This is a genomic window from Streptomyces sp. NPDC005266 (genome assembly GCF_040607655.1).
Classification (GTDB): domain Bacteria; phylum Actinomycetota; class Actinomycetes; order Streptomycetales; family Streptomycetaceae; genus Streptomyces.
The window spans coordinates 216,160-241,888 of sequence record NZ_JBEXHC010000006.1 but is presented as its reverse complement, the minus strand read 5'-3'; the positions used below and the strand labels follow the sequence as shown (position 1 = coordinate 241,888).

Below are 25,729 nucleotides of genomic sequence, written 5' to 3'. Positions count from 1 at the left end.
GGGGGTGACCGCGCCTTCGCGTCGGGGTCAGACCTCCGCCGCGTCTGCTTCGAACGTTTCCACCGTTTCGACCGTCTCGAAGCGCCAACGGTGGACCGCCCGGCGCACCAAGTCCTCGCCCGGTTCGGGGAGTTCCGGGAGGCCCGGGGTCTCGTAGGTGCCGTCCCACCAGGTGATGACGAGCACCCGGTCCTCGGGGGCGCGGAAGGTCTCGCGGCGCAGCGGGGGCGGGTCAAGGGGCCGGCCTCCGGCCCAGGCCAGCAGCTCCTCGCCCTTTCCCTCGACGGCCCGGGCTTCCCACATCAGGGCGACGGTCATGCGTAGAGGTTCTTCCGGCTCAGCTCGTGGACGTGGTCATGGTCGTGGGAGTGACGGGGGTCCGGGACATGCGGGTCCGTCACCGGGAGCGAGGAGTCCGCCGACAGCTCCCAGGCCGACGCCGGCCGCCCCCGCGCCACCATCTCCGCACCGAGCGCCGCCACCATCGCCCCGTTGTCCGTGCACAGCTTGGGCCTGGGGACGCGGAGGGTGATGCCCGCGTCCTCGCAGCGGCGCTCGGCCATGGCGCGCAGCCGCGAGTTGGCGGCGACGCCGCCGCCGATCATCAGGTGCTCGACGCCCTCGTCCTTGCAGGCGCGGACGGCCTTGCGGGTCAGGACGTCCACCACCGCCTCCTGGAAGGAGGCCGAGACATCGGCGACCGGGACCTCCTCACCGGCCGCCCGCTTCGCCTCGATCCAGCGGGCGACGGCGGTCTTGAGGCCGGAGAAGGAGAAGTCGTACGCGGCGTCGCGCGGGCCGGTCAGTCCGCGCGGGAAGGCGATCGCGTCCGGGTCGCCCTCGCGGGCCATGCGGTCGATGACGGGGCCGCCCGGGAAGCCGAGGTTCAGCACGCGGGCGACCTTGTCGAACGCCTCGCCCGCCGCGTCGTCGATGGTCGAGCCCAGCGGCCGTACATCGGAGGTGATGTCGGGCGCGAGAAGCAGCGAGGAGTGGCCGCCGCTGACCAGCAGCGCCATCGTCGGCTCGGGCAGCGGACCGTGTTCGAGCTGGTCGACGCAGATGTGGGAGGCGAGGTGGTTGACCCCGTAGAGCGGCTTGCCGAGCGCGTACGCGTACGCCTTGGCGGCGGAGACGCCGACGAGCAGCGCGCCCGCGAGCCCGGGGCCGGCGGTGACGGCGATGCCGTCGAGGTCGGAGGCGGCGACCCCGGCGTCCTTCAGGGCGCGCTGGATGGTCGGGACCATCGCCTCCAGATGGGCGCGGCTGGCGACCTCCGGGACGACACCGCCGAAGCGGGCGTGCTCGTCGACGCTGGAGGCGATGGCGTCGGCGAGGAGGGTGTGGCCGCGGACGATCCCGACGCCGGTCTCGTCGCAGGAGGTCTCGATACCGAGTACGAGAGGTTCGCTGCGTGAGTCAACCATGGGTCTTCGTTCCTTGTACTGAGGTCACGGTGGTGGTGGCCGTCGCGGCCGGGTCGGTGAGCCGCATGACCAGGGCGTCGACATTGCCCGGCTGGTAGTAGCCCCTGCGGATGCCGATGGGCTCGAAGCCGAAGCGCTCGTAGAGGCGCTGGGCGCGGGTGTTGTCGACGCGCACTTCGAGCAGCACCTCGCGGCATTCGAAGGCGGTGGCGGCGGTGATGAGGTCGGTGAGGAGACGGGCGCCGAGGCCGGTGCCCCAGTAATCGCGGGCGGACGCGATGGTCTGGACGTCGCCGGTGCGGTCCAAGACGGCGAGACCGGCGTAGCCGACGAGGCGCCCGTCCGCCTCGGCCACCACGTAATGCCTGGATGTCCGGCCGCCGCGGGCGTGGGCCAGCTCGGACCAGAACATCCCGCGCGACCAGGCGTCCTCCGGGAACAGCTCCTGTTCGAGCTCCACCACCGGCTCGATGTCCCACCAGCGCATCTCGCGCAGCGTCGCGGTCGTACCGGTCACTTGGGGGTGACCACCTTGTAGTTGGCGGGCACCTTCGCGTCCGGGCGCCGCAGATACAGCGGCCGGTCCGGCAGCAGCTCCTCACCGCGCGCCAGCTTCTCGGCGGCGAGCGAGGCCAGCGCGCCGGCCGACTGGTGCTCGGGCATCCCCTCCGGCACCTCGGCGAACGCGGCCGGGTAGAGCCGCGCGCCCGCCCCGACGGCGGGGAGCCCGGCGACCCGCTCGGAGAGATCCGCCGGGTGGCCGACGGCGGGCTCGGTGACGCGGGTGCGGGGGTCGTCGTACCGCGCCCAGTAGACCTCCTTGCGCCGGGCGTCCGTGGCCACGACGAAGGGGCCCGTGAGGCCGGCCCGGCCGGCGGCGCAGGCGATCCCGTCGAGCGTGCACAGCCCGTGGACGGGGATCCCGAGCGCCGCCCCGAAGGTGGCGGCCGTGACAAGCCCCACTCGCAGCCCGGTGTACGGGCCGGGGCCCACACCGACGACGATCTCCGTCACCGCGCCGAGCTCGGCGCCCGCCGCTTTCAGTGTCCGGTGGACGGTGGGCAGCAACAGCTCGCCGTGGCGCCGGGCGTCGACCTCGGCGGACTCTGCGAGGACTTCGGTGCCGTCGTGGAGGGCGACGGTCACGGCGGGGGTGGCGGTATCAAGAGCGAGCAACAGCACGAGGACAGCCTACGGCGCCGCCGGCCCTTGTACCGAAGGTGGAGCAAGGCGGGGGCGGAGCGCCGGGAGCGCGCATGGGGGGCGCGCGCCGGTGCTACCGTCACGTTAAGTGTGTACGGGCCGTGAGCGCGTACTGACCGCAGGAGAGGGTTGCCGCCGTGGCAAGGAGCAGCACTGGGCCCGCCGTGGCCTTACTCACCGCCGCCGCACTCGCGGGCGTCGGGTTCCTCGGCTACCAAGCCGCCGCGACCGCCCCCGACCACCCCACCCAGGCCCGCCCCGGCTCGCACTCGGGCGGCGCCAAGGACAAGCCGAAGGCCACCAAGCCGAAGCCGAAGGCCACGGCCCTGCCGGCGCGGTCGGGGACGGGGCAGCGCATCGTCTACTCGCTCGGCGGCAAGCGGGTGTGGCTGGTCTCCGCGCAGGAGAAGGCGACCCGCACCTTCGAGGTCGGTCCCAGCCCGGCGAGCCCCGACCCGGGGACGTACCAGGTCACGGACCGCCGCCTCAGCGGGGTGGGGTCGGACGGGGTGCAGGTCGAGCACATCGTCGTCTTCCACTCGGAAGGGGGCGCCGTGTTCGGTTTCAGTGCGGCGGTGGACGGCTCGATGCCGGATCCGAAGGCGCGGAAGCGGACGGGGGCGATCCGGGAGAGCCGGGCGGATGCGACGGCGCTGTTCGAGGTCGCCCCGGTCGGCACCAAGGTCGTCGTACTGCCTTAGGTCCGTTGCGGGGGCTCCGCCCCGGGAGGGACTAAGCGGTTACGGCGAAGTCAAGTGCTGATCCTTCTCGGCGTCCAAGCCCTCGGCCAGGCCGAACGGCGAGGAATCAGCGGCGAACCTCACCGCATCCGCTTAGGCGGCGTAGCCCAGGTCCGTTGCGGGGGCTCCGCCCCTGGAGGGACTAGGCGGCGTCGCGCGCCTCGTCGTTCGTGGGCGCGTCGTCGGACGGGGCGGCCGCCAGGGGCTCCGCCGTCGGCGGAGTCGAGACCGCGCTCGCCGCCGCGCACGCCGCCAGCAGCTCCGTCATCGACGGGGAGCGGTCGTCGCTTTGGCTCCGGTCGGCTCCGACCGCGGGTTCTTGGGCCGACATGGATGCCTCCTGAGGGTCCTGGGGCAGTCGGACGAGCGAGAGGAAGCACACAGCAGGTTAGGTACACCTAACCATGCTTCCCCTACCATGTGACCACGGCCGATGCCCGGAGTGCAACATCATGCCGACGGCTTGTCGGAATCTACCCCGTCAACCGGCCAGCGATGCCAGGTCCTCGCCCGCCCACCGCGGGCCGACACCCGTCACCACCACGGCGCGGACATCGTCCACGTCGCCCACCACCGCCGTGTCCGAACCCGCCGCGCGCTCGATCACCACATGCAGCCGGTTCTCCGAGAGCCCCTCGACCCTGCCCTCGCCCCACTCCACGGCCACCACCGAATCCGGCAGCGACACATCCAGGTCGAGGTCCTCCATCTCGTCGAGGCCGCCCCCCAGCCGGTAGGCGTCGACATGGACCAGCGGCGGGCCGTCGGACAGCGACGGGTGGACCCGGGCGATGACGAACGTGGGAGAGGTGACCGCGCCGCGCACGCCCAGGCCCTCGCCCAGGCCCCGGGTCAGCGTCGTCTTGCCCGCACCCAGCGCGCCGGTGAGCAGCACCAGGTCACCGGGGCGCAGCAGCTTGGCGAGTCTGCGTCCCACGTCCCGCATCTGGTCGGGAGAGGTGACGGTGATGCGCGTGCCTGTGTCCATACCCGCCGATGGTACTCAGCCGGAGACGTCCCTTTTGGCGCGTCCGCCGACGCCTCCCACGGCCCGCGCCAGCAGCTCGGTCAGATGTCCGTTGACCACCTCGGGGTGTTCCAGGATCACCAGATGACCGCCCTCCTCGACGATCACCAGCTCCGCCCCCGGCAGCAGCTCCGCGATGGCCTCGCTGTGCTCCATCGGGGTGATGAGGTCCTTGTCGCCCGCGAGCACCAGCACCGGCAGCCCGTCGAAGTGCGGCAGGGCCGCCGCCTTGTCATGGGCGATGAAGGCCGGATAGAACTCCGCGACCACATCGATGGGGGTGGCCTCGATCAGCCGCTCGGCGAACCGCGCGACCCCGGGGTCCACGTCCTTGGAACCGAACGAATACCGCTTGATGAGCCCGGCGAAGAGATCCGCGGTCGCCCGCCGGCCCCGCTCCACCAGCTCCACCTGCCAGCCCAGCGCCTTGAGCAGCCCCGGCAGCACCCGCCGGACCGCGTTCATGCCGACGACCGGAAGGCCGAAGCTGACCTCGCCGAGCCGCCCCGCCGACGTGCCGATGAAGGCCGCGCCGATCACGCGCTCGCGGATCAGATCCGGGTACTGCGCGGCCAGCGCCATCATCGTCATGCCGCCCATGGAGTGGCCGACGAGCAGCAGCGGGCCCTCGGGCGCGGCGGCGTCGATCACGGCCTTCAGATCGCGGCCCAGCTGGTCGATGCTGATCTGGTCGCCGTCGGCCTGGGCGCAGCCGCGCGCCGAGCGGCCGTGGCAGCGCTGGTCCCAGTAGACCGTGCGGGCCACCTCGCGCAGCGCCGAGCGCTGGAAGTGCCAGGAGTCCTGGCCGAGGCAGTAGCCATGGCTGAAGATCATGGTGACGGGGGCGACGGCCGGACGGCGCGCGAACCGCCGCTTGCGGCGCGGCCCGGGCGACGGCGAGGAGGCGCTCTCCCGCACCTCCTCCACCTCGTAGTACAGCTCGGTACCGTCGTCGGCGATCGCCGTGGCGGGGGTGCCGCGCAGAGTGCCGTACGGGCCCTCGGCATCGAGCGCGAGCCGCGCCTTGCGCCGTACGCCCCGGCCGACCGTCAGTCGCTCCACCGCGACGCCCGCCGCCGCGCCCGCGGCCAGGACGCCGATCGCGGCACCCGCGAACCCGGCGCCACGCCGCCAGCCCACGGCTGTGGCCCCCGCCGCGACTCGCGTCGCCATCTCTGCCGTGCTGTCCTCGCCCATGGTCAGATCCCTGTGCCCCCGTGCTCACCTACATAAACGCGGGGGACGCGGCCCCCGATGCGCGTGACGACCTCATAGCCGATCGAGCCCACGGCACGCGCCCAGTCCTCGACGGTCGGCTCCCCCCGGTCGCCGGGCCCGAACAGCACCGCCTCATCTCCCGGGGCCGCGCTGTCGCCGCCCAGGTCCACCACGAACTGGTCCATCGCCACCGTGCCCGCGATGGTCCGCCACTTGCCCGCGACCAGCACCGGGCCGGTGCCGGAGGCGTGGCGCGGGATGCCGTCCGCGTAGCCGAGGGGCACCAGGGCGAGGGTCGTCTCGCCGGGCGTGACATAGCGGTGGCCGTAGGAGACGCCATGGCCGCCCGGCACCCGCTTCACGGAGGCGAGCGAGGCGGACAGGGTCATGGCCGGGCGCAGCCCGTGGTCGGCGGGGACGCCGAGTTCGGGCGCGGGCGAGATGCCGTAGACGGCGATCCCGGTCCGTACGAGGTCGAAGTGCGACTCGGGGATGGTCAGGGTCGCCGGGGAGTTGGCCAGGTGACGCACCTCGGGCCGCAGCCCCGCCCGCTCCGCCTGGCCGACCATCTCGCGGAAGACCGACAGCTGGGCGGCGATCGAGGGGTGCCCCGGCTCGTCCGCGCACGCGAAGTGGGACCACAGCCCGGTCACCCGCACGGTCCCCTCCGCCTCGGCGGCACGCGCCTCGGCGACCAGGGCGGGCCAGTCGGCGGGCTGGCAGCCGTTGCGGCCGAGCCCGGTGTCGGCCTTCAGCTGGAGCCGGGCGGTACGGCCGCTCGCTCGGGCCGCCGCGACGACCTCGCGCACCGCCCACACACCGCTGGCCGAGACGTCGATATCCGCCTCGATCGCCTCCCGCCACGGGCCGCCGGGCGTCCACAGCCAGCACATCAGCCGGCCGGTGTCGCCCGCCGCGCGCAGCGCGAACGCCTCCTCGGGTGTGGCCGTGCCCAGCCAGCTCGCGCCCGCCTCACGGGCGGCGCGGGCACACGGGATCGCGCCGTGGCCGTAGCCGTCCGACTTGACCACGGCCATCAGCTCGGCGGTGGGCGCTGCTTCGCGCAGCACCCGGACATTGGCCCGTACGGCGGCCAGATCGACCACGGCACGAGCGCGCATCGGTGTCTCGTCCATCTCCGCCAGTCTCTCAGGCCGATCAGCACACTGGAGTGTGTGCTTCCCCGCAAGGAGTGCCCTTCGTTCGGGAGACTATGGCCATGAGGATTGCCTACAGCGTCGAGACCGTACGGGCCGCTGAGCGGGACTTGATGGCACGGCTGCCCGAAGGAGCGCTCATGCAGCGCGCGGCGGCCGGGCTCGCCGCCACCTGCGCCCATCTGCTGCGCCGGGTGTACGGGGCCCGGGTGGCCCTGCTGGTCGGCAGCGGCGACAACGGCGGGGACGCGCTCTACGCGGGCGCCCGGCTGGCCCGCCGCGGCGCCAGGGTCACCGCGGTGCTGCTCGCCCCGGACCGCGCCCACTCCGGCGGACTCGCCGCCCTGCGGGCAGCCGGCGGGCACGCGGTGCCGGCCGCCGACGGCGAGGCGGTCCTGGCCCGCGCCGACCTCGTGATGGACGGCATCGTCGGCATCGGCGGCAAGGGCGGGCTGCGGCCCGAGGCCGAGCGGCTGGTCCGCGCGGTGCGCGGCACCATCGTCTCCGTCGACCTGCCCAGCGGGGTGGACGCGGACACGGGCGAGGTACGGGGGCCCGCCGTGCGCGCGGACGCGACGGTGACCTTCGGTACGTACAAGCCCGGACTGCTCATCGACCCGGCGCATGAGCACGCGGGCGCGCTGCGCCTGGTCGACATCGGCCTGGACGCGTATCTGCCGGACGTCCCGGACGCGGAGGCGCTCCAGCACGACGACGTCGCGGAGCTGCTGCCCCGCCCCGCGCCGGAGAGCGACAAGTACCGGCGGGGCGTGGTCGGCGTCGTCGCGGGCTCCGCCCGCTACCCGGGCGCCGCCGTGCTGGCGGTCTCCGGCGCGCTGCGGGGCGGCGCCGGGGCCGTGCGCTATGTGGGGCCCGCCGCCGACACGGTGATCGCCCGCTTCCCCGAGACCCTCGTACACACCGGTCCCCCGGGCAAGGCGGGCCGCGTCCAGGCGTGGGTCGTCGGCCCCGGGCTCGGCGACGGCGCGGCGGCCCGGCACTCCGTGGAGGACGTCCTCGCCTCCGACGTCCCCGTCCTCGTCGACGCCGACGGGCTCCATCTGCTGCCCGCCGGCGGGCTGGGGGGACGCGCGGCCCCCACCGTCCTCACCCCGCACGCGGGCGAGGCGGCGGCGCTGCTCGGTACGAGCCGCGAGGAGGTCGAGACGGGCCGGCTGGCCGCCGTACGTGCCCTGGCCGAGCGCTATGGCGCGACGGCGCTGCTGAAGGGATCGACCACGCTGATCGCCGACGGGCAGGGGCCCGTACGCGTCAACCCCACCGGCACCGGCTGGCTGGCCACGGCGGGCAGCGGCGACGTGCTGTCCGGGCTGACCGGCTCCCTGCTCGCCGCGGGGCTGCCCGCCCGCGACGCGGCCTCGGTCGGCGCCTACCTCCACGGCCTGGCCGCCCGCCGCGCGACCGGTCCGCACGGGGCGCCGATCGTGGCGGACGACGTGGCGACTGCCCTCCCCGACACGTGGCGGGACGTGCTGGCCTGACGGGTGCGGGCCACGGGTTGCGAGTTGCGTGCGGGTGCGTGGGCGGTGCGCCTGGGGTGCGGTGGGTGCCGGGGGCGGGGCCTGCGGGGCGGCGCCCTGGACCGCATATTTACGGCGCCGGTGCCCGGAAGCGTGGGGCGGGCCGGAGATTGGCGCCACAAATATGCGAAAGCGTCCAGGACACCACCCCTCCGACCCCGCCCCCTCCCGCCTCGCTGGCGACCACACGCCAATAGCACAGTCCCTGGCTCGGTTCCAGGTCCGTCCGGTGGCGGGCATTGGGGTGGGGGTGGGTATGGCCCGGCCCCGGGCCGCCGGATCGCCCTGGGACGGGCGCTCGGCGGGGGTGGGTGCGGCCCTATGACCTCAGATGCTGGTCAGCGCCTGGAGTGCGTTGGAGGGAGAGAACGTCGCTGTCCTGCCGACCCCGGGCCGTCCCTCGCCATGAGCGAACGCATCAACTGCCGGTTCGCACCGTCTTCGCCAGTGTGACTAGTGTGTCGCGCGAAGGGCATACGAGCTCACCGCGGATACCCCTGAGTGGGATGAGCGGGCCTTTGTCCTGGCAGAGCACATGGTCCGGGCGAGTGGGTATGCGAGCAATCTGGTGATGCGCGAGCTGGATGAGACGGCCGTCGGCGGCCCGATTGGGGCCCGCCTGGCTGCCTGGCGGCTGCGCCGGGGGCTGACCCGCGAGGACCTAGCCTCCGGCGCTGGCCTACCGCTCGACTACGTCGCCACGCTGGAGACGGGCGGGGAGTGGGTGGACCGCCGCAGCCGGCTGGCGGCGCTGGCCGCCGCCTTGCGCTTGGATGTCGCGGACTTGACCGGGCAGCCCTACCCGCCGCGCGGGGAAGAGCACGCGGCGGTGCGGGCGGTCGCCTTCCACCTGCGACGCCGCGTCGCTCGCCCGCACCCGGATTCGGCCGCCAGCCTGCTGCTGGAGGAACTGGCGGAGCAGACCCGGGCCGCCGCACAGGCCGGTGCGGCGGGCGATGAGCACGCTCTCGCGCTCGCGCTGCCGGAGCTGATCGAGGGCGCGGACCACGCGGTCGTCACTGCCTCGGTGCATGGGCGGGCGGAGGCTGTGCGGCTGCGGGTTCAGGTGCATGTGCTGGGCGCCGGGCTGCTGCGGCGCCTGGGCTACAAGGACCTGGCGTGGATGCTGCTGCACCGCGCCCGCCCCGGCACCCGCGAACCGCTGCCAGTGCTGGTCGAGGAGGTGCGGCTCCTGATCGACCTCGGCTTTCCGGAGTACGCGCTGGCCCGCGCCGAACGTGCCGAGAACGCCGGAGCCGGGTGGGAGCTTCCGGCGCTGGCCGCTGTCGCCCAGGCCATAGCCGGACGTCGCCAGCACGCCGAACGGCTCCTTGCCACGGCTGCCGAGCGGGCCACCGACGCGCGGGAGTCGGCCATGGTGGTCGTGGGCCGTGCCGCCGTCGCCGCCGAGCACGGCGACGCCGAGGAAGCCGCCGAGCATGCCCGCGCGGCGGAGCTGACCGAACTCGACGGCGCTCAGCGATCCCGCCTGCTGACGGTTGCCGCCGCGGCCGAGGCCCGCCGTGGCCGCGTCGATGAGGCCGCCGCCCGCCTCGTCGAAGCCGACGCGGCGGCTCCGCTGCGGCTGCGGCTGGACCCCTTCGCCCGGGAGCTGGTCGCCGCGCTCGCTGCACGCACCACCGACACCGTCCAGGCCGAGGCGGCGCGGAATCTGGCCGAGCGGGCCGGGCTGCGGTGATGCCACCCGTCTTGGCGGGAAAGACCCCTGGACGCTGGATGCTCGCCCTACGCTACGGCTGAGGCACGGGCGTTGAAGGCGGGGGTCATGGACGAAGAGAAGGCCCGGAGGATCGGCGAGCGTCTGCGCTCGGCCCGCCGCCAGCGCGGGATGAGCCTGCGCAACCTCGCGGGCCTGGCCGGAGTGTCGGCCGGCCAGCTGTCGATGGTGGAGAACGGCCAGCGGCTGCTGGACCGCTCCAGTCACATCACCGCCCTCGCCGAGGCGTTGCAGATCGCTCCGTCCGAGCTGACCGGCCAGCCCTTCGCCCCAGTGGACCCGAACGCGAGTGCAGCCCACGAGGCGATCCCGGCTCTGCGGCTGACGCTGATGGGGATCACCATGGCCGCCCCGCCGGACCTCCGCCCGCCCGAGGTTCCGGCGACGGTGCTGGCCCAGCGGGTGGAACGAGCCAACCGGCTCTACCACGCTGCCGAATACGGCACCCTCGCCGCCGGCCTGCCCACGCTGCTGGCCGACCTGCACGCCGCGACCGGGACCGCCGACGGCGCCTTGCGGTACCGGATGCTGAAGCTGCTGGCGGACGCCTACCACCCGGCCTGCACTCTGCTGCTGAAGAACCTCGGCTACACCGATCTGGCGTTCATCGCCGTCACCCGGGCCGCCGAAGCGATCGTGGAACTCGACGACCCGGTCTACTCCGCACTCTCCGGCTTCTTCCACACTCATGTGCTGATGTCGGCCGGCAGCCCCACCCAGGCCCTGGCCCTGGCCACCGCCGCCGCCAACACCCTGGAAGCGCATCTGACGAGCCCGGACGCGCACGCTCTGCTCGGCGAACTCCACCTGATCTCCGCCACTTCGCTGACCCAGGACCGGCAGCGGCCCGGGAAGGCCCGCGCCGCAGAAGTCCGCGGCCACCTCGCCGAGGCCGCGAACCTCGCCGACCGCACCGGCGAGACGCGGGCCTGGCACCTGAACTTCGGCCCCACCAACGTCGGCATCCACCAGGTGAGCCTCAACACCGACCTGGGTCTGCACGGCGAGGCCGTCACCGTCGGGGGCGGGGTGCATCCCGAGGCCCTGGAACACGCTCCGGGGCGGCAGGCCGCCTTCCACGCCGATCTGGGCCGGTCCCTGTCCCATCTGCGCGGCCGGGAGGCCGAGGCGGTCGCGGCCCTGCTGACCGCCGAGCAGATCGCCCCCCAGCGCATCCACGCCAACGCGCAGGTGAGGAACACCGTCGAGTTCCTCACGGACCGGCAACTGCCCGCCCACACCGCCCGGGAGCTGCGGGGCCTGGCCCACCGCATCGGCCTGCCACTCTGACCGGCGACACCTCTCCGTCCGGCTGAAGACATAAGCCCGTACGCGACGGAGCACGGTGCTTCGTACGCGAACGCTCCCTCCGGCGGTGCCTCGTCGACCCTGAACTGGTTCGGGCCTGTGGGTTCACGACAGTGAACACCCCTGCGTGCTGGCGCACTTACCCTCTGTTATGGTCCGGGCAGCTGCCGCCCGGAGAGAGGGTGAGCTGCGCGATGTCCAGCACTGCGATGCACCACGACCTCCAGGTGATCTCCACGGCCGAGCACGTCCCGCTGGCCCGCCGTGAGACCGTCAAAGTCCTCGCAGGCTGGGGTATGTCCGAGCAGGTCGTGGACACAGCGTGCCTGATCATCAGCGAGCTCGTGACGAACGTGGTGCAGCACGCGGCTGTGCTCTCGCCCACCGCCACGGTCAGCTTCGCCGTCGAGGACGGGGCCGAACTGGTGCTGGCCGTCGCGGATGCCCACCCGTTCAAGCCGAAGCCCCTACCGGCTGCCCACGACCTCGGGGGCCGCGGCCTGTTCCTGGTCAACGCCCTGGTGCGGGAGGTCCATGGCCGGGCCGAGGTCATCCCGGACACCGCCACCGGCGGCAAGCGGATCGTCGTCCGCCTGCCCCTGGTCCCCGCCGAGAACCCCAAGAGAGAAGGAAGCCCCGCGTGTTCATCGACATCCCGAGCGAACTCGAAGCCGCTCTGATCGACCGTGCTCTCCCGCCCTGGGAACTGGATGGCTCGTTCCTGGCGACGTCCACCATGGAGCGGTACCGGACCGAGCTGAAGGCCACCCCGCGGTTCGAGGAATCTGCCGCGATCCTGCGCCACGCGCTGACCGGGGATGGCGGCGGATACGCCGTGCTGCGCCTGGGGAACCTCGCCAAGGCGCTGGGGACCGACGACGACCGGTTCCTGCGGCTGGCGACGGCCTTCGCGGCCGAGGTGGCCGTCCCCTTCTCGCCCTTCCCGCGGTGGCCCCTGTGGAAGGACATCGGGGTCAAGGTCGACAAGGACCCCGGCAAGTCCAGCGGCATCGGATACAACGCCTTCCACATGGACCTGGTGAACGGAACCTTGCCCCCCGACTACACCACGCTCCTCTGCGTTCGCCCCGACCCGCTCGGCGGCGGCCCCAGCATCCTCTCCGACGCCCACGCTGCGGTGGCGCGGCTGTCGGAGAACAGCCGCGCCCTCCTGGCCGAGACGGCCTACCACTACGGGACCTTCTTCGACCTGCACGGCGTCGGCGAGGAGTACAAGCCGTTCCCGATCCTGGACGGCTCCGACCCGGGCGAGGGGTTCGTCCGCTTCACCGCCAAGATGCTGGAGCGGTCCCAGCTCGGCCAGGCGCACGCCGACGCCGCCAGGGAGCTCGCCGACGAGCTCGTCCGGGGTCAGGTCTCCTTCATGCTCCAGCCCGGGGACTACCTCATCGTGAACCAGCACCGCTTCCTGCACGGTCGGGAGGCGCTCCACAGCGGTCAGGAGACCGTCCCGGTCTCCGACCGGCGGCTACTCCTCCAGTTGTTCCTCCGCGCGAGGGCCGGCGACGGCTCGGCCACGTAGCCGGCCGACGGCACCGGTGACCCACCGAGTCCCACCTCCAGGTCCAGCCCCCGAGCACGCGGCACGGCCACGGGGCGGGGCCCGGTCGGGCACCCCCGGAAACGGTTGCGCACCGGGCTCCCTTGGCCCGTGCACGGATCTAGATGCGCGAGTTGCGCAGCGACTGCCACACAGCGCCGGCCAGCGCCCGCGTCGCCCGCGGGACCGACAGATGCTCGTGCTCGCGGTACAGGGCCCAGTTGTATTGCACGAGCGAGAGCTTGTTGGAGGACAGCGATCCTGCCTGGTGGGCCCTGTACACCGCAAGTGGCTCAGCCAGGCCATGGGCGTCAGCGCCGTCCCGCATGATCGACAGCCAGAGGGCGTAGTCCTGGCGCTTTCGCATCTCCGGCATCAGCCTCGTGCCCAGGACATTGCGGTCGTACATGGCGGTGAGAGCACCGATGTGGTCTTGGACCAGCATCGCGCGGTAGTCCACGTGCTCCCGCGCACGGACCACCCGCCCGTTCGGGACCCAGTCGGTGCTCTCGCCGTCGTAGTCGGCGTCCATCTTGAAGTACGAGGTGAAAGTCAAAGGCGCGCTACCCGCCGCAGCGAAGGCGAGCTGCTTCTCGGTCTTCTCCGGAAGCCACATGTCGTCGCTGTCGAGAAAGGCGATGTAGTCCCCGTTGGCCCGCTCGATCGCCAGATTGCGGGCCCGGCCCGCACCGCCCCGTTCGGGTGCCGACTTTGGCAGGACGCGCTCGTCCTGCTCGGCGAACTCGCGGAGCAGGTCCATGGAGCCATCGGAGGACTGGTCGTCGGTGACCAACAGCTCCAGGTCGCTGTGGGTCTGCGTGAGCACCGATCGGACGGCTGCGCCGAGGGTGGCCGCCGAGTTGTACACGGGCATCACGACAGACACCAGGGGCACAGCGCTTCTCCTTGCCAGACCAGGAACGACGGTCCATTCAAGCACCGCAATCGAGTAGGAGCTGCCATGCAGATAGTTGTCGCTGGTCAGGGCTACGTAGGGCTTCCACTGGCCGTGCGCGCCGCAGAGGTGGGTCACCGTGTCGTCGGCTACGACGTGGACCCGCACCGCGTCCAGCAGCTCGCCGCCGGCCAGTCCTACGTGGAGGATGTGGCCTCCTCACGGCTGCGCGCAGTGCTGGGCTCCGGGGTCTACTCCGCGACCGCCGATGCTGCCGCGCTGGCCGGCTTCGACATCGCGGTGATCACCGTGCCGACCCCGCTGCGGGACGGCGTGCCCGACCTGACCTACATCGAGTCCTGCGCCCGGACCCTGGGCGAGCACCTTCGGCCCGGCGCGACCGTTGTCCTGGAGTCCACGACCTATCCCGGCACCACCGAGGAACTGCTGCTGCCGATCCTGGAGACGGCGTCGGGCCTCAAAGGCGGGGTGGACTTCCTGGCCGGATTCAGTCCCGAGCGTATCGCTCCGGGAAACAAGAGGTGGTCGTTCGACGGGACCCCTAAATTGGTGTCCGGAATCGACGCCAAATCACTCGACGTGATCAAGGGTTTCTACGAGGGCATCTTTCAGACCACGGTACCGGTGTCCGGGACCAAGGTCGCCGAGATGGCCAAGCTGATCGAGAACGTCTTCCGGTTCGTCAACATCTCCATGGTCAACGAGATGGCGATGCTGGCCGCTTCCCTCGGCGTGAACATCTGGGAGGCTATCGACGCCGCCGCGACCAAACCCTTCGGATTCACGCGGTTCACCCCGGGGCCGGGAGTCGGCGGGCACTGCCTACCCGTCGACCCGTTGTTCCTCTCGTGGAAGATCCAACAGGAGCTCAGCGTCCCTTTCCGGTTCGTGAAACTCGCCGACGACATTAACCGCCACATGCCCGACTACGTCGTCCGGCGTCTCGTGGAAGCACTCGACAAGCGCCGCATGACCATCAACGGATCTCGGATCCTGCTGCTCGGCCTGACCTACAAGTACAACGCCACCGACCTTCGCAATTCACCTTCGGCACGTGTCGCCGAACTTCTCATCAACCTCGGCGCCGAGGTCCGCGGCGCCGACCCCAACGTCCCGGAGGGTGACGACACCAAGCTGAACATGCCCCGGGTCGACGCGACCCCGGAGGAGGTCGCGGCCGCTGATGCCGTGGTGCTTCTCATGGACCACACCCGATTCGACCTCCCGATGATCGAGAAATGCGCGACCTATGTTCTCGACTGCCGAAACCGCCTTTCCGGAGTGAACGTCGAGACTCTTTAGCATCTCGAGATCCTCCCGACCCGCTGCCAATCCTCCATTCCCGGGAGTTCTCTTGCGCGACGAGTGGGAACACGCCCACACGGACTACACCATGCCCGCGCAGCGTCAAATTCCTGCCTCGCTGGCCGAAAGCGAGAGCGACTGGCGCCAGTATCTGGAGACATCAGCCCCCAACGGCTGGCTGATACGACACAACGCCATGACCGAAGCGCTCGTCAGCGGAAATCCGATGTACCTGCTGCACACCACCAAGAACATCGACGCCATCCGCACCAGCCGGCAGTTGCACGTCTCCACCGGATGCCTGGTCGGAGCCTTGTACTGCTCGCCTCTCGTCAGTCAGCGTGAGGGACTGCGCCCCCACAACCTCGGCGCCTACCTGATGCGGACGAAGCCTTCCACCACGCCCATGGTCTTCGAGGTCATCCCGGACGCCCCGATCCGGCCCAAGGGCGTCGACTACCTGTATCTCGGTGCCATCCACCTGCGTACCTACCTGCGCTACCAGAGCTTCCTGACCCTGGCCGAGAACGACCAGCTTGACCACGCCGTGCTGACCGGGCTGCGTTCCGCGGCCGTGTTCCTCGACGTCGCCCTGCGCAACGCTGCCGGCCATGCCACTCCGGCACCCGAGTTCATCGACCAGTTGTCCGACGCCGTGGCCCACGTGCCGTTCCTCGGCTACCTGTACTTCGAGGTTCTGTCCGAATACCTGATGCTCCACTCCGTTACTCCGGAGACCAAGACCTATGCCCAGGCGGGAGAGCTGAACAACTGGCTCTACAAACGACTCGCCTTCGCCGCCGTGGACGGCATGGACCAGTTGTTCGACCTGGCCCGTTTCAATCCGCGGTATCACCGGCTCGTCCAGCTCATCGAAGGCATGGAACCAGCTCTCGGCCCGGGAGTCGCCGAGTACGTCCGGCGACGACTGTCCCACCTGTTCGCCCGGACCGCGCTGCACCCGTCCCAGGATGCGGCGTCGGTCACCTTCCTGGGCGCTGATCTCAGCACGCTCCGGAACGTCGCGCCTGGACTGATCGGCCAGATGATCTTCCGCGAGATCCGGTACATGCCGCGCTATCAGCAGCTCTACCATTGCTTCGAGAAAGCCAAGGCTCTTGAGGCATGGGATTACTGGAACATCGAGGGAATACCCACACCCTTCAATGGAATCCTCCCCAAGGGAGAGATAGGGATAAATCCCGTCTACCCCAGGTCGGCAGTCAGAGTATGGACGGCAGAACAGGACAGTAAGGGCTACCTACATCCGGCCGAGGAGGTCTCGGCCGTCTTCACGCCGCACCTGGCGTCGTGGTGGGCGCCACCTCGTCAGCGCGAGAGGCAGATCGCCATCGCTGACTCACGAGTCGAGGTGGCCCTGGGAGCCCGATCTCCGATTCCCATGCAACGGGCATCCATTGATGGGATCTCCGCATGACCTCTAAACTCCTGAACATCCTGACGGGCATCAACCGCATCTCCGAGCCTTCGTCCGGGAGCATGATCCTCGTCAACGATCTCTACGGAGCGATGCCTAATACCCACACGACCTTCCTGGGAAGGGGACCGGTCGATCAGGCTTGGAAGGCCGCGTTTGATCAGCTAATCACCCTCTCCACGACGAAACGCCCTCACGGCCCCGACTTCGACCCGTACGTTGACGAGTTGACGCGTGAGGTCGGTGCGCTCATCGAGAAGATCCAGCCGAACGCCATCCACGCCCAGTACCTCGGGCTCGCTCTCAGCCTGGCCTTCACCCGAATCGCTGGCAACATCCCGATCATCGCCATCGCCCACGGCCCCGACGTGATGGTGGCCGAGCGCAGCGCATCGGAACGCGAGGTCATGAATGAAGTTGCTGCCGCAAGCGCCGCGATCGTCGCCCCGACCTCCGCCCTCGCCGACCGCATCGACCGTCTCACCGGACGCCGATTCACCGATCGACTCACCGTCATCCCGTGGGGTATCCCCTTGAGCGATGCCCGGGTACGCGATCAACCGCCTACTGGAATCGGACCCCTGACTCTGGTGCACGCCGGTCGCCTGGACGACAACAAATCCACGATCACCGCCGTCGAATCCCTCGCATTGACCGATCAGCCGCACCACTTGACCGTGATCGGCAAAGGACCCCTACGGGAGCATCTGGAGCAGCGGGCTATCGAACTCGGGCTGCGGGACCGGGTCCATTTTGTTCCGCTCCTGCCCCGCGCCGAACTGTGGCGCCGTCTGCCGAACTTCGACGCCTTCGTCTTCACGACCAGAGGTCTGGAGGCTTTCGGGCTCGTCCTCATCGAGGCCCAAGCCCACGGACTCCCGGTCGCCTACGCCGATCTTCCCGGTGTAAGGGAAATTCTCGGGAGCACTGGCATTCCCTACGCGCCTGGCGACCCACGCTCGCTGGCCGTGGCCCTAGACGAGCTGGGCCGGGACGTCCACCGGCGCAAGGCCCTGACCAAGGCGTCTCTCAATAACGCGCGCCGATACGACATCACTACCACCGGCCGCCAGCTTCGCGAACTGACGCTCCGCGTTACCTCCTGACCCCGGTGTTTCGAGACCGGCCTCGGGACTGGTGAGGTCGCGTGTTCAGGTGTCGCGTATTCCGGCTTCGCCTTCGACCGCGACGGCTTGCTCGTCCTGCGCGGCGCCCTCGCCCTCGAGGTCCGCGACCGCGCAGGCGAGGCCGCCGTTCGGCTCTTGACCACCGACCGGACCTCGGGCCGGGACCGCTCGGTCAACAGCAAGGACGACTTCCGCGGCGTCGTCGCCCTGGACGACGCCGGGCGCCGCCCAGGCTCGTTGACCGATCACTCGACCCTGACCGTACCCCCGCAAGAGACTGCGACGGCTGTTCGTCACATCCATCGCATACAGCGCTACGGCCGGAACATGTCCCTCCCGCGGCAGCGGGGCCGGAACCACCGGACGGGGAGCCGCCGACGAGACGGGAAGGGGCAGGGTCGCACCCACCCCGCCCAGCACCCGCAACCAGGCGGGCACCGGGACCGGGCAAGGGCCGGTGCCACCGGCGGGGAGCCGCCCGACGGAGGGAGGGGCGGGGTCGGAGGGGTGGTGTCCTGGACGCTTTCGCATATTTGTGGCGCCTATCCCCGGACCCACCCCACGTCCCCGGGCACGACCGTAAATATGCGGTCCAGGGCGCCGCCCCGCAGGCCCCGCCCCCGGCACCCACCACGCACTCCAGGCGCACCGCAGGAGCGGCAAGGTCACCCTTCCGCGATCACCACAGCCGACGCGACGCCCGCGTCATGGCTGAGGGACACATGCAGCCCCCGCACCCCCAGCCGCTCGGCCCAGGTCGCGACCGTGCCGCGCACCGACAGCCGCGGCCGGCCGCTGGGCTCGGTCAGGACCTGGGCGTCCGTCCAGCGCAGGCCGCCCGGGGCGCCCAGGGACTTGGCCAGCGCCTCCTTGGCCGCGAACCGGGCCGCCAGCGAGGCGACGCCGCGGCGCTCCCCGCTCGGCAGCCACAGCTCGGCCTCGACGAACAGCCGGTCCGCCATCCCCGGCGTACGCCGCAGCGCGTCCGCGAACCGGTCGATCTCGGCCACGTCGATGCCGACGCCGACGATCATGCGCTCACTCGACGGTCACCGACTTGGCCAGGTTCCGCGGCTGGTCGACCTCGTTCCCGCGCGCCGTCGCCAGCTCGCAGGCGAAGACCTGCAGCGGCACGGTGGCCACCAGGGGCTGCAGCAGGGTCGGGGTGACCGGGATCTCGATCAGGTGGTCCGCGTAGGGGGCGACCGTCTCGTCCCCGCGCTCCGCGATGACGATGGTCCGGGCGCCGCGCGCCCGGATTTCCTGGATGTTCGAGACGATCTTGTCGTGCAGCACCGAGCGCCCGCGCGGCGACGGCACGACCACCACCACCGGCACATCCTGCTCGATCAGCGCGATCGGGCCGTGCTTGAGCTCGCCCGCCGCGAACCCCTCGGCGTGCATGTACGCCAGCTCCTTGAGCTTGAGCGCACCCTCCAGCGCCACCGGGTAGCCCACATGCCGGCCCAGGAAGAGCACGGTGTTCTTGTCGGCGAGGGTGCGCGCGAGCTCCCGTACCGGCTCCATCGTCTCCAGGACCTCCTCCACCTGGGTGGCGATCTCGGAGAGCTCACGGATCACGGAGAGGATCTCGTCGCCCCACTTGGTGCCGCGCACCTGCCCCAGATAGAGGGCCACCAGATAGCAGGCGACCAGCTGGGTGAGGAACGCCTTGGTGGAGGCGACGGCGACCTCGGGCCCGGCGTGGGTGTACAGCACGGCGTCGGACTCGCGCGGAATCGTGGAGCCGTTCGTATTGCAGATGGCGAGCACCTTCGCGCCCTGCTCGCGGGCGTGCCGCAGCGCCATCAGCGTGTCCATCGTCTCGCCCGACTGCGAGATGGCGATGACGAGGGTGCGCTGGTCGAGGATCGGATCCCGGTAGCGGAACTCGCTGGCCAGCTCCGTCTCGCAGGGGATCCGGGTCCAGTGCTCGATGGCGTACTTGGCGATCATCCCGGCGTGGAAGGCGGTGCCGCACGCGACGATCACGACCTTGCTGACCTCGCGCAGCACCGACGCCGGGATCCGGACCTCGTCCAGACAGAGGTTTCCGGCCAGGTCGATACGGCCCAGGAGGGTGTCCGCGACGGCCCTCGGCTGCTCGGCGATCTCCTTGAGCATGAAGTAGTCGTAGCCGCCCTTCTCGGCGGCCGAGGCGTCCCAGTCCACGTGGTACGGGCGGACCTCGGCGGGCGCCCCGTCGAAGTCGGTGACCGTCACCCCGTCCCGGCGCGCCTCCACGACCTGGTCCTGGCCCAGCTCGATGGCCTCGCGGGTGTGCGCGATGAAGGCGGCCACATCGGAGGCGAGAAACGCCTCGTCCTCGCCGACGCCGACGACCAGCGGCGAGTTCCGGCGCGCCCCGACCACCACATCCGGCGCGTCCGCGTGCACGGCGACCAGGGTGAAGGCGCCCTCCAGCCGGCGGCACACCTGGCGCATCGCCTCGGCCAGATCGCCGCAGGAGGAGAAGGACTCGGCGAGCAGATGCGCCACGACCTCGGTGTCCGTCTCCGAGGCCAGCTCATGGCCGCGCTCGGCCAGCTCGGCGCGGAGCACGGCGAAGTTCTCGATGATGCCGTTGTGCACGACGCAGACCCGGCCCGCGTTGTCCAGATGCGGATGGGCGTTGGCGTCGGTCGGACCGCCGTGGGTGGCCCAGCGGGTGTGGCCGATACCGGTGCTGCCACTGGGCAGCGGACGGTCGGCCAGCTCCTTCTCCAGGTTGGCGAGCTTGCCCGCCTTCTTCGCGGCGGCCAGCCCGCCGTCGGCCAGCACGGCCACCCCGGCCGAGTCATAGCCGCGGTACTCGAGCCGCTTGAGCCCGGCAAGGACGACATCGAGGGCGGACTGCCCTCCCACATAACCAACGATTCCGCACATGCACGCAGCGTACGACCCGCACCCCCGCGCCGGGGTGACCGACCCCACGCCCCCGCGCACCCCACTCCCCGGTCCCCAGCCCACACAATGAGGGTGTGATCACGTCAACCGCGCGCGCGGCGCGCACCGTGCGCGCCCCACAGCGGCGGAGCGGCGAGGCAAGCCCGTACGTGGATCTGTCACGCGCCGAGTGGAGCGCGCTGCGGGACAAGACCCCGCTGCCGCTGACCGCCGAGGAGGTGGAGCGGTTGCGCGGGCTCGGCGACGCCATGGACCTCGACGAGGTACGGGACGTCTACCTCCCGCTCTCCCGGCTGCTCAACCTCTACGTCGCCGCGACCGGCCGGCTGCGCGGCGCGCTGAACACCTTCCTCGGCGGTACGAAGAAGGGCGGCGGCACCCAGGACGGCACCCCCTTCGTCATCGGCGTGGCGGGCAGCGTCGCGGTCGGCAAGTCCACCACCGCCCGGCTGCTCCAGGCCCTGCTGGCCCGCTGGCCCGAGCACCCCCGCGTCGAGCTGATCACCACCGACGGCTTCCTCCACCCCAACGCCGAGCTGCAAAGGCGCGGGCTGATGTCCCGCAAAGGGTTCCCCGAGTCGTACGACCGCAGGGCGCTGACCCGCTTCGTCGCCGATGTGAAGGCCGGCAAGGCCGAGGTCACGGCGCCGGTCTACTCCCACCTGATCTACGACATCGTCCCGCACGAGCGGCTGACCGTGCACCGCCCCGACATCCTGATCGTCGAGGGGCTCAATGTGCTCCAGCCCGCGCTGCCGGGGAAGGACGGTCTGACCCGGGTCGGGCTCGCGGACTTCTTCGACTTCAGCGTGTACGTGGACGCCCGGACCGAGGACATCGAGCGCTGGTACCTCGGCCGCTTCAGGAAGCTGCGCGAGACGGCCTTCCAGGACCCGTCGTCGTACTTCCGCAAGTACACCCAGGTCTCCGAGGAGGAGGCGCTCGACTACGGCCGCATGATCTGGCGGACCATCAACGAGCCGAATCTGAAGCAGAATGTCCAGCCGACGCGGGGGCGGGCGACGCTCGTGCTCCGCAAAGGCCCCGACCACAAGGTCCAGCGGCTGTCCCTGCGCAAGCTCTGAGGAGTCCCGTCGTGCTGCATCTGCGGCTGATCGCCCCGGCCGACCGCACCGACGAGGTGGTCAGCACCATCCAGCGGACCGTCGGCGCCACGCATCTCGTGGTGCTACCCGGCGCCGCGCGCGACCCCGCCGGGGACGTCGTGCTGTGCGACGTCGCCCGTGAGGCGGGCGACGCACTGCTGGCCGAGCTGCGTGAGCTGGGCCTCCACGAGACCGGCTCGATCGCCGTCGAGGACATCGACCTGTCGCTCTCCCGGCGCGCCGACAAGGCCGAGGCGGAGGCGCCCGGCGAGGGCGCGGACGCCGTGCTGTGGGAGCACCTGGCCGAAGCCACCCACGAGGAGTCCACGCTCTCCGTGACCTTCCTCGCCTTCCTCGTCATCGCCACGATGATCGCGGCGTGCGGTGTGGTGCTGGACAACGCGATCCTGATCGTCGGCGCGATGGCCGTGGGCCCCGAGTTCGGCCCCCTGGCGGGCCTGTGCACCGCGCTCGTCCGGCGCGCCCCCCGGCTGGCCGCCCGCTCGGCGATCGCCCTGGTCGTCGGCTTCGCGGCGGCCATGGCCCTGACGACCGGCTTCAGCCTGCTGATGGACGCCCTCGGGCTCTTCGGCCGGGACATGCTGGAGGCGGACCGCCCGAACACGGACTTCATCTGGAAGCCGGACATGTTCTCGTTCGTGGTGGCCGTGCTCGCCGGAATCGCCGGAACGCTCTCCCTGACCTCGGCGAAGTCCGGCCTGCTGGTGGGTGTGGCGATCTCGGTGACCACCGTCCCGGCGGCGGCCAACGCGGCGGTGGCCCTCGGCTACGGCGAGATCGACCAGATGTGGGGATCGATCGAGCAGCTGCTGCTGAACCTGGCGGGGATCGTGCTGGCGGGCACGCTGACACTGCTCGTGCAGAAGGCCCTGTGGGCGCGGCAGCGCCGCCGGACGGGCCGGGGCATCAGCCCGTCCGGCACGTGAGAGCGGACGGGCCGGGGCATCAGCCCGTCCGGCACGTGAGAGCGGCCGGGGTGGGGCATCAGCCCGTCCGGCACGTGAGAGCGGCCGGGGTGGGGCATCAGCCCGTCCGGCACGTGAGAGCGGCCGGGGTTCAGCCCAGGGACGACTTGACGACGTCCGCCAGACGGCCCGCCACCGAGCGGGCCTGATCGATGTCGGCGGCCTCGACCATCACGCGGACCAGCGGCTCCGTGCCCGACGGGCGGAGCAGGACCCGGCCCGTCTCGCCGAGCTCGCGCTCCGCCTCGGCCACGGCGGTGGCGAGCTCGGCGCTGGAGGAGACGCGGGACTTGTCGACGTCGGGGACGTTGATCAGCACCTGGGGAAGGCGCTCCATGACGGCCGCCAGGTCGGCCAGCGTGCGGCCGGTCGCGGCGACGCGGGCGGCGAGGAGGAGGCCGGTGAGGGTGCCGTCGCCGGTGGTGGCGTGGTCGAGGACGATGACATGGCCGGACTGCTCGCCGCCGAGGGCGTAGCCGTAGGACTTCATCTCCTCCAGCACATAGCGGTCCCCGACCGCCGTCTGGGCCAGCTCGACGCCCTCGCGCCGCATGGCGAGCTTGAAGCCGAGGTTGGACATCACGGTGCCGACGACCGTGTCCTTGCGCAGGGTGCCCGCCTCGCGCATGGCGAGGGCGAGGACGGCGAGGATCTGGTCGCCGTCGACCTCGCGGCCTGCCGCGTCCACGGCGAGGCAGCGGTCGGCGTCGCCGTCGTGGGCGACGCCGAGGTCGGCGCGGTGCTCGACGACGGCGGCCTGGAGCCGGGCGAGGTGGGTGGAGCCGTAGCCGTCGTTGATGTTGAGCCCGTCCGGCTCGGTGCCGATGGTGACGACCTCGGCTCCGGCCCGCGCGAAGGCCTCCGGGGAGACCCGGGCGGCAGCCCCGTGGGCCCCGTCGATGACGACCTTGAGCCCGTCCAGCCGGTTGGGGAGGACGCCGATGAGGTGGGCGACGTAGTCGTCGAAGCCCTCCTCGTAGGTCCGCACCCGGCCCACCCCGGCGCCCGTCGGCCGGTCCCACGGCTCGCCGGAGGCGTGCGCGTGGTAGGTGGCCTCGATGCGGTCCTCCAGCTCGTCGGCCAGCTTGTGGCCGCCGCGGGCGAAGAATTTGATGCCGTTGTCCGGCATGGGGTTGTGGCTGGCGGAGAGCATCACGCCGAGGTCCGCGTCGAGCGAGCCGGTCAGATGGGCGACGGCCGGGGTCGGCAGCACGCCGACCCGCAGGACGTCCACGCCCGCGCTCGCCAGCCCCGCCACCACGGCCGCTTCCAGGAACTCCCCGGACGCACGCGGATCCCGCCCGACCACCGCCACCGGCCGATGGCCCTCGAAGGTACCCGCTTCGGCGAGCACGTGCGCCGCCGCGACCGACAGGCCGAGCGCCATCTCAGCCGTCAGACCGGCGTTCGCGACGCCGCGCACACCATCCGTACCGAAGAGTCGTCCCACTGGTGTCCTCCGAGATTACGAGCTGGGGGGCAGAAGATTGCTGGAATCTTGCTTGAAGGTATACGCCCCCGGATGGCGATAGCCGAACGCCCCGGGGGCACGGTGGTGCCGCCGGGGCGTTCGGATAAGCAGCGAAGCCGCACGATCCGCGATGGTCCGCGGAGGGCGAGGATTAGCGCTTGCTGTACTGCGGCGCCTTGCGGGCCTTCTTCAGACCGGCCTTCTTACGCTCGGTGGCGCGGTCGTCACGGGTCAGGAAGCCGGCCTTCTTGAGCGGGCCGCGGTTGTTGTCCACGTCCGCCTCGTTCAGCGCACGGGCGATGCCAAGGCGCAGCGCACCGGCCTGACCGGAGACGCCGCCGCCCGAGATGCGGGCGATGACGTCGTAGCGGTCGTCCAGCTCGAGCACCTTGAAGGGCTCGTTGACTTCCTGCTGGTGAACCTTGTTGGGGAAGTACTCCTCAAGAGTACGCCCGTTGATCTTCCACTGCCCGCTGCCCGGCACGATGCGCACGCGCGCCACGGCGTTCTTGCGACGCCCGGTGCCGGCGGCCGGCTGCGGTTCGCCGAAGCGGGAAGCGAGCGACTCGGAGGTGTACTCCGACTCGACCGTCTCAACGCTCTCGGTGGTGTACTCCTCGACATCGAGGGGGGTCTCGGCGGTGGTCTCGGCCACGATGCTCCTCAGATTCTCTTCGTCGTAAGGGGTGGCCGGACTACTGCGCGACCTGGGTGATCTCGAACGGGACCGGCTGCTGAGCGGCGTGCGGGTGCTGGTCACCCGAGTACACCTTCAGCTTCGAGAGCATCTGACGGCCCAGGGTGTTCTTGGGGAGCATGCCCTTGATGGCCTTCTCGACGGCCTTCTCGGGGCTCTTCTCCAGCAGCTCGTCGTAACGGATGGAGCGCAGACCACCGGGGTAGCCGGAGTGGCGGTACGCCATCTTCTGGGTCCGCTTGTTACCGGAGAGGTGCACCTTGTCGGCGTTGATGATGATGACGAAGTCACCAGCGTCGACATGCGGCGCGTACACCGGCTTGTGCTTGCCTCGCAGCAGGGTGGCAGCCTGGGTGGCCAGACGGCCCAGAACAACGTCGGTGGCATCGATGACGTGCCACTGACGCTGGACGTCGCCGGGCTTGGGGCTGTACGTACGCACGGTCGTAGCCTTCGCTTCTTCAGTGAGTTTGGACCTGACAAGGCCACCCGGACGATCACGACAGCCCTGGCCGCACATCGGTGACGCAACCGAGTGCATGCCGCTGGTCATCGGCCCGGTGGACCGGCGTAACGGCCTCTCACGTGAGAACGAGCAAGCCAGTACGCATAACGAACTGGCAGAATACCGGCCCGGCCCCGCACGGGTCAAAACGCCCCTGCGCTCCGCGCCGCCCGGCCCCTTCGCTCACCCCGGATCCCGACCTACGGCCGGGGCCCGCCACGCGACGCCCAGCCCCTTCACTCACCCCCGGAACCCCACCTACGGCCGGGGCCCGCCACGCGACGCCCAGCCCCTTCACTCACCCCCGGAACTCCACCTACGGCCGGGGCCCGCCACGCGACGCCCAGCCCC

Annotated in this window: 26 protein-coding genes; 11 read left to right on the top strand and 15 right to left on the bottom strand. The window is 71.1% G+C overall.

Features of this window, described 5'->3' with window-relative positions:
- Positions 1 to 27: 27 nt before the first annotated feature.
- The 4 genes from ABZU99_RS14695 to tsaB are packed head-to-tail and all read right to left on the bottom strand — an operon-like array spanning position 28 to position 2,609.
- The gene (locus ABZU99_RS14695; RefSeq protein ID WP_356043063.1) at positions 28 to 318 is read right to left on the bottom strand and encodes a hypothetical protein; all 291 of its coding nucleotides are present in this window, start codon (positions 316 to 318) and stop codon (positions 28 to 30) included.
- Entirely contained in the window at positions 315 to 1,427 is a 1,113-nt protein-coding gene (tsaD, locus tag ABZU99_RS14690) for a tRNA (adenosine(37)-N6)-threonylcarbamoyltransferase complex transferase subunit TsaD (RefSeq protein WP_356043061.1), read from the bottom strand. The genes ABZU99_RS14695 and tsaD overlap by 4 nt, the downstream gene beginning before the upstream one ends.
- Positions 1,420 to 1,914, bottom strand: coding sequence for a ribosomal protein S18-alanine N-acetyltransferase (gene rimI / locus ABZU99_RS14685; protein ID WP_355940669.1), 495 nt, complete (start codon positions 1,912 to 1,914; stop codon positions 1,420 to 1,422). The genes tsaD and rimI overlap by 8 nt, the downstream gene beginning before the upstream one ends.
- 26 nt (positions 1,915 to 1,940) lie before the next feature.
- Complete coding sequence (tsaB, locus tag ABZU99_RS14680; protein ID WP_356043059.1) at positions 1,941 to 2,609, bottom strand: tRNA (adenosine(37)-N6)-threonylcarbamoyltransferase complex dimerization subunit type 1 TsaB; 669 nt, start codon at positions 2,607 to 2,609, stop codon at positions 1,941 to 1,943.
- A gap of 158 nt (positions 2,610 to 2,767) precedes the next feature.
- Between tsaB and ABZU99_RS14675 the strand changes: the two genes are divergently transcribed.
- Positions 2,768 to 3,331 carry a L,D-transpeptidase gene (locus tag ABZU99_RS14675; protein ID WP_355940424.1) on the top strand — a complete coding sequence of 188 codons (564 nt, stop codon included), beginning with the start codon at positions 2,768 to 2,770 and terminating at the stop codon, positions 3,329 to 3,331.
- Between the two features lie 181 nt (positions 3,332 to 3,512).
- Here ABZU99_RS14675 and ABZU99_RS14670 read toward each other — a convergent pair whose 3' ends face one another.
- The 4 genes from ABZU99_RS14670 to alr all read right to left on the bottom strand — a co-directional run bounded on the left by ABZU99_RS14670 (position 3,513) and on the right by alr (position 6,751).
- A complete protein-coding gene (locus ABZU99_RS14670) occupies positions 3,513 to 3,701 on the bottom strand; it encodes a hypothetical protein (protein ID WP_355940421.1) in 189 nt (62 codons plus the stop codon).
- A 150-nt stretch (positions 3,702 to 3,851) separates the two neighbouring features.
- Positions 3,852 to 4,358: a tRNA (adenosine(37)-N6)-threonylcarbamoyltransferase complex ATPase subunit type 1 TsaE gene (gene tsaE, locus ABZU99_RS14665; protein ID WP_355940418.1), complete on the bottom strand. Its 507-nt coding sequence runs from the start codon at positions 4,356 to 4,358 to the stop codon at positions 3,852 to 3,854.
- Between the two features lie 15 nt (positions 4,359 to 4,373).
- Positions 4,374 to 5,594, bottom strand: coding sequence for an alpha/beta hydrolase (locus tag ABZU99_RS14660; RefSeq protein WP_355940415.1), 1,221 nt, complete (start codon positions 5,592 to 5,594; stop codon positions 4,374 to 4,376).
- Between the two features lie 2 nt (positions 5,595 to 5,596).
- Complete coding sequence (gene alr, locus ABZU99_RS14655) at positions 5,597 to 6,751, bottom strand: alanine racemase (RefSeq protein WP_355940412.1); 1,155 nt, start codon at positions 6,749 to 6,751, stop codon at positions 5,597 to 5,599.
- An 83-nt stretch (positions 6,752 to 6,834) separates the two neighbouring features.
- Between alr and ABZU99_RS14650 the strand changes: the two genes are divergently transcribed.
- The 5 genes from ABZU99_RS14650 to ABZU99_RS14630 all read left to right on the top strand — a co-directional run bounded on the left by ABZU99_RS14650 (position 6,835) and on the right by ABZU99_RS14630 (position 12,902).
- The gene (locus ABZU99_RS14650; RefSeq protein ID WP_356043052.1) at positions 6,835 to 8,274 is read left to right on the top strand and encodes an NAD(P)H-hydrate dehydratase; all 1,440 of its coding nucleotides are present in this window, start codon (positions 6,835 to 6,837) and stop codon (positions 8,272 to 8,274) included.
- 610 nt (positions 8,275 to 8,884) lie between these two features.
- The gene (locus ABZU99_RS14645; protein ID WP_355940406.1) at positions 8,885 to 10,012 is read left to right on the top strand and encodes a helix-turn-helix domain-containing protein; all 1,128 of its coding nucleotides are present in this window, start codon (positions 8,885 to 8,887) and stop codon (positions 10,010 to 10,012) included.
- 87 nt (positions 10,013 to 10,099) lie between these two features.
- The gene (locus ABZU99_RS14640) at positions 10,100 to 11,341 is read left to right on the top strand and encodes a helix-turn-helix domain-containing protein (RefSeq protein ID WP_356043049.1); all 1,242 of its coding nucleotides are present in this window, start codon (positions 10,100 to 10,102) and stop codon (positions 11,339 to 11,341) included.
- A 212-nt stretch (positions 11,342 to 11,553) separates the two neighbouring features.
- On the top strand, positions 11,554 to 12,039 hold the full coding sequence (locus ABZU99_RS14635) for an ATP-binding protein (protein ID WP_355940400.1): 486 nt from the start codon (positions 11,554 to 11,556) through the stop codon (positions 12,037 to 12,039).
- Positions 12,000 to 12,902 carry a TauD/TfdA family dioxygenase gene (locus tag ABZU99_RS14630; RefSeq protein WP_355940398.1) on the top strand — a complete coding sequence of 301 codons (903 nt, stop codon included), beginning with the start codon at positions 12,000 to 12,002 and terminating at the stop codon, positions 12,900 to 12,902. The genes ABZU99_RS14635 and ABZU99_RS14630 overlap by 40 nt, the downstream gene beginning before the upstream one ends.
- A gap of 139 nt (positions 12,903 to 13,041) precedes the next feature.
- Here the strand turns inward: ABZU99_RS14630 and ABZU99_RS14625 are convergent, their stop codons facing one another.
- Entirely contained in the window at positions 13,042 to 13,815 is a 774-nt protein-coding gene (locus tag ABZU99_RS14625) for a glycosyltransferase (protein WP_355940395.1), read from the bottom strand.
- Positions 13,816 to 13,881: 66 nt separating this feature from the next.
- On the opposite strand from ABZU99_RS14625, the gene ABZU99_RS14620 reads away from it, so the two are divergent.
- The 3 genes from ABZU99_RS14620 to ABZU99_RS14610 are packed head-to-tail and all read left to right on the top strand — an operon-like array spanning position 13,882 to position 17,685.
- Complete coding sequence (locus tag ABZU99_RS14620) at positions 13,882 to 15,138, top strand: nucleotide sugar dehydrogenase (protein WP_355940392.1); 1,257 nt, start codon at positions 13,882 to 13,884, stop codon at positions 15,136 to 15,138.
- A gap of 52 nt (positions 15,139 to 15,190) precedes the next feature.
- Positions 15,191 to 16,579, top strand: coding sequence for a hypothetical protein (locus ABZU99_RS14615; protein ID WP_355940389.1), 1,389 nt, complete (start codon positions 15,191 to 15,193; stop codon positions 16,577 to 16,579).
- Positions 16,576 to 17,685, top strand: a complete 1,110-nt coding sequence (locus ABZU99_RS14610; protein ID WP_356043043.1) for a glycosyltransferase family 4 protein — start codon at positions 16,576 to 16,578, stop codon at positions 17,683 to 17,685. Before ABZU99_RS14615 ends, ABZU99_RS14610 begins: the two co-directional genes overlap by 4 nt.
- A gap of 45 nt (positions 17,686 to 17,730) precedes the next feature.
- Here the strand turns inward: ABZU99_RS14610 and ABZU99_RS14605 are convergent, their stop codons facing one another.
- The 3 genes from ABZU99_RS14605 to glmS form a co-directional block, all read right to left on the bottom strand.
- Positions 17,731 to 17,955 (bottom strand): hypothetical protein, encoded by a 225-nt coding sequence (locus ABZU99_RS14605; RefSeq protein ID WP_355940384.1) that lies wholly within the window; start codon positions 17,953 to 17,955, stop codon positions 17,731 to 17,733.
- A 416-nt stretch (positions 17,956 to 18,371) separates the two neighbouring features.
- Positions 18,372 to 18,740, bottom strand: a complete 369-nt coding sequence (locus tag ABZU99_RS14600) for a holo-ACP synthase (RefSeq protein ID WP_355940381.1) — start codon at positions 18,738 to 18,740, stop codon at positions 18,372 to 18,374.
- Between the two features lie 4 nt (positions 18,741 to 18,744).
- Positions 18,745 to 20,592 (bottom strand): glutamine--fructose-6-phosphate transaminase (isomerizing), encoded by a 1,848-nt coding sequence (gene glmS, locus ABZU99_RS14595; RefSeq protein WP_356043039.1) that lies wholly within the window; start codon positions 20,590 to 20,592, stop codon positions 18,745 to 18,747.
- A gap of 95 nt (positions 20,593 to 20,687) precedes the next feature.
- Here glmS and coaA point away from each other — a divergent pair, with 95 nt between their 5' ends.
- Both coaA and ABZU99_RS14585 read left to right on the top strand, forming a co-directional pair.
- On the top strand, positions 20,688 to 21,698 hold the full coding sequence (gene coaA / locus ABZU99_RS14590) for a type I pantothenate kinase (RefSeq protein ID WP_355940376.1): 1,011 nt from the start codon (positions 20,688 to 20,690) through the stop codon (positions 21,696 to 21,698).
- Positions 21,699 to 21,709: 11 nt separating this feature from the next.
- Positions 21,710 to 22,666, top strand: a complete 957-nt coding sequence (locus ABZU99_RS14585; protein WP_356043036.1) for a DUF389 domain-containing protein — start codon at positions 21,710 to 21,712, stop codon at positions 22,664 to 22,666.
- 130 nt (positions 22,667 to 22,796) lie between these two features.
- Here ABZU99_RS14585 and glmM read toward each other — a convergent pair whose 3' ends face one another.
- The 3 genes from glmM to rplM form a co-directional block, all read right to left on the bottom strand.
- A complete protein-coding gene (gene glmM / locus ABZU99_RS14580) occupies positions 22,797 to 24,155 on the bottom strand; it encodes a phosphoglucosamine mutase (RefSeq protein WP_356043033.1) in 1,359 nt (452 codons plus the stop codon).
- 172 nt (positions 24,156 to 24,327) lie between these two features.
- Positions 24,328 to 24,831, bottom strand: a complete 504-nt coding sequence (gene rpsI / locus ABZU99_RS14575; RefSeq protein WP_355940369.1) for a 30S ribosomal protein S9 — start codon at positions 24,829 to 24,831, stop codon at positions 24,328 to 24,330.
- Positions 24,832 to 24,871: 40 nt separating this feature from the next.
- A complete protein-coding gene (rplM, locus tag ABZU99_RS14570; protein WP_044571628.1) occupies positions 24,872 to 25,315 on the bottom strand; it encodes a 50S ribosomal protein L13 in 444 nt (147 codons plus the stop codon).
- Between the last annotated feature and the right edge of the window lie 414 nt (positions 25,316 to 25,729).

What these genes read in the sequence shown, in the direction of transcription:
- ABZU99_RS14620 (WP_355940392.1), top strand. Translation starts at nt 13,882, where the DNA reads ATGCAGATAGTTGTCGCTGGTCAGGGCTACGTAGGGCTTCCACTGGCC.
- ABZU99_RS14610 (WP_356043043.1), top strand. Translation starts at nt 16,576, where the DNA reads ATGACCTCTAAACTCCTGAACATCCTGACGGGCATCAACCGCATCTCC.
- ABZU99_RS14645 (WP_355940406.1), top strand. Translation starts at nt 8,885, where the DNA reads ATGCGCGAGCTGGATGAGACGGCCGTCGGCGGCCCGATTGGGGCCCGC.
- rimI (WP_355940669.1), bottom strand. Translation starts at nt 1,914, where the DNA reads ATGCGCTGGTGGGACATCGAGCCGGTGGTGGAGCTCGAACAGGAGCTG.
- glmS (WP_356043039.1), bottom strand. Translation starts at nt 20,592, where the DNA reads ATGTGCGGAATCGTTGGTTATGTGGGAGGGCAGTCCGCCCTCGATGTC.
- ABZU99_RS14600 (WP_355940381.1), bottom strand. Translation starts at nt 18,740, where the DNA reads ATGATCGTCGGCGTCGGCATCGACGTGGCCGAGATCGACCGGTTCGCG.
- ABZU99_RS14640 (WP_356043049.1), top strand. Translation starts at nt 10,100, where the DNA reads ATGGACGAAGAGAAGGCCCGGAGGATCGGCGAGCGTCTGCGCTCGGCC.
- tsaE (WP_355940418.1), bottom strand. Translation starts at nt 4,358, where the DNA reads ATGGACACAGGCACGCGCATCACCGTCACCTCTCCCGACCAGATGCGG.
- ABZU99_RS14635 (WP_355940400.1), top strand. Translation starts at nt 11,554, where the DNA reads ATGTCCAGCACTGCGATGCACCACGACCTCCAGGTGATCTCCACGGCC.
- ABZU99_RS14650 (WP_356043052.1), top strand. Translation starts at nt 6,835, where the DNA reads ATGAGGATTGCCTACAGCGTCGAGACCGTACGGGCCGCTGAGCGGGAC.
- ABZU99_RS14695 (WP_356043063.1), bottom strand. Translation starts at nt 318, where the DNA reads ATGACCGTCGCCCTGATGTGGGAAGCCCGGGCCGTCGAGGGAAAGGGC.
- alr (WP_355940412.1), bottom strand. Translation starts at nt 6,751, where the DNA reads ATGGACGAGACACCGATGCGCGCTCGTGCCGTGGTCGATCTGGCCGCC.
- tsaD (WP_356043061.1), bottom strand. Translation starts at nt 1,427, where the DNA reads ATGGTTGACTCACGCAGCGAACCTCTCGTACTCGGTATCGAGACCTCC.
- ABZU99_RS14660 (WP_355940415.1), bottom strand. Translation starts at nt 5,594, where the DNA reads ATGGGCGAGGACAGCACGGCAGAGATGGCGACGCGAGTCGCGGCGGGG.
- ABZU99_RS14670 (WP_355940421.1), bottom strand. Translation starts at nt 3,701, where the DNA reads ATGTCGGCCCAAGAACCCGCGGTCGGAGCCGACCGGAGCCAAAGCGAC.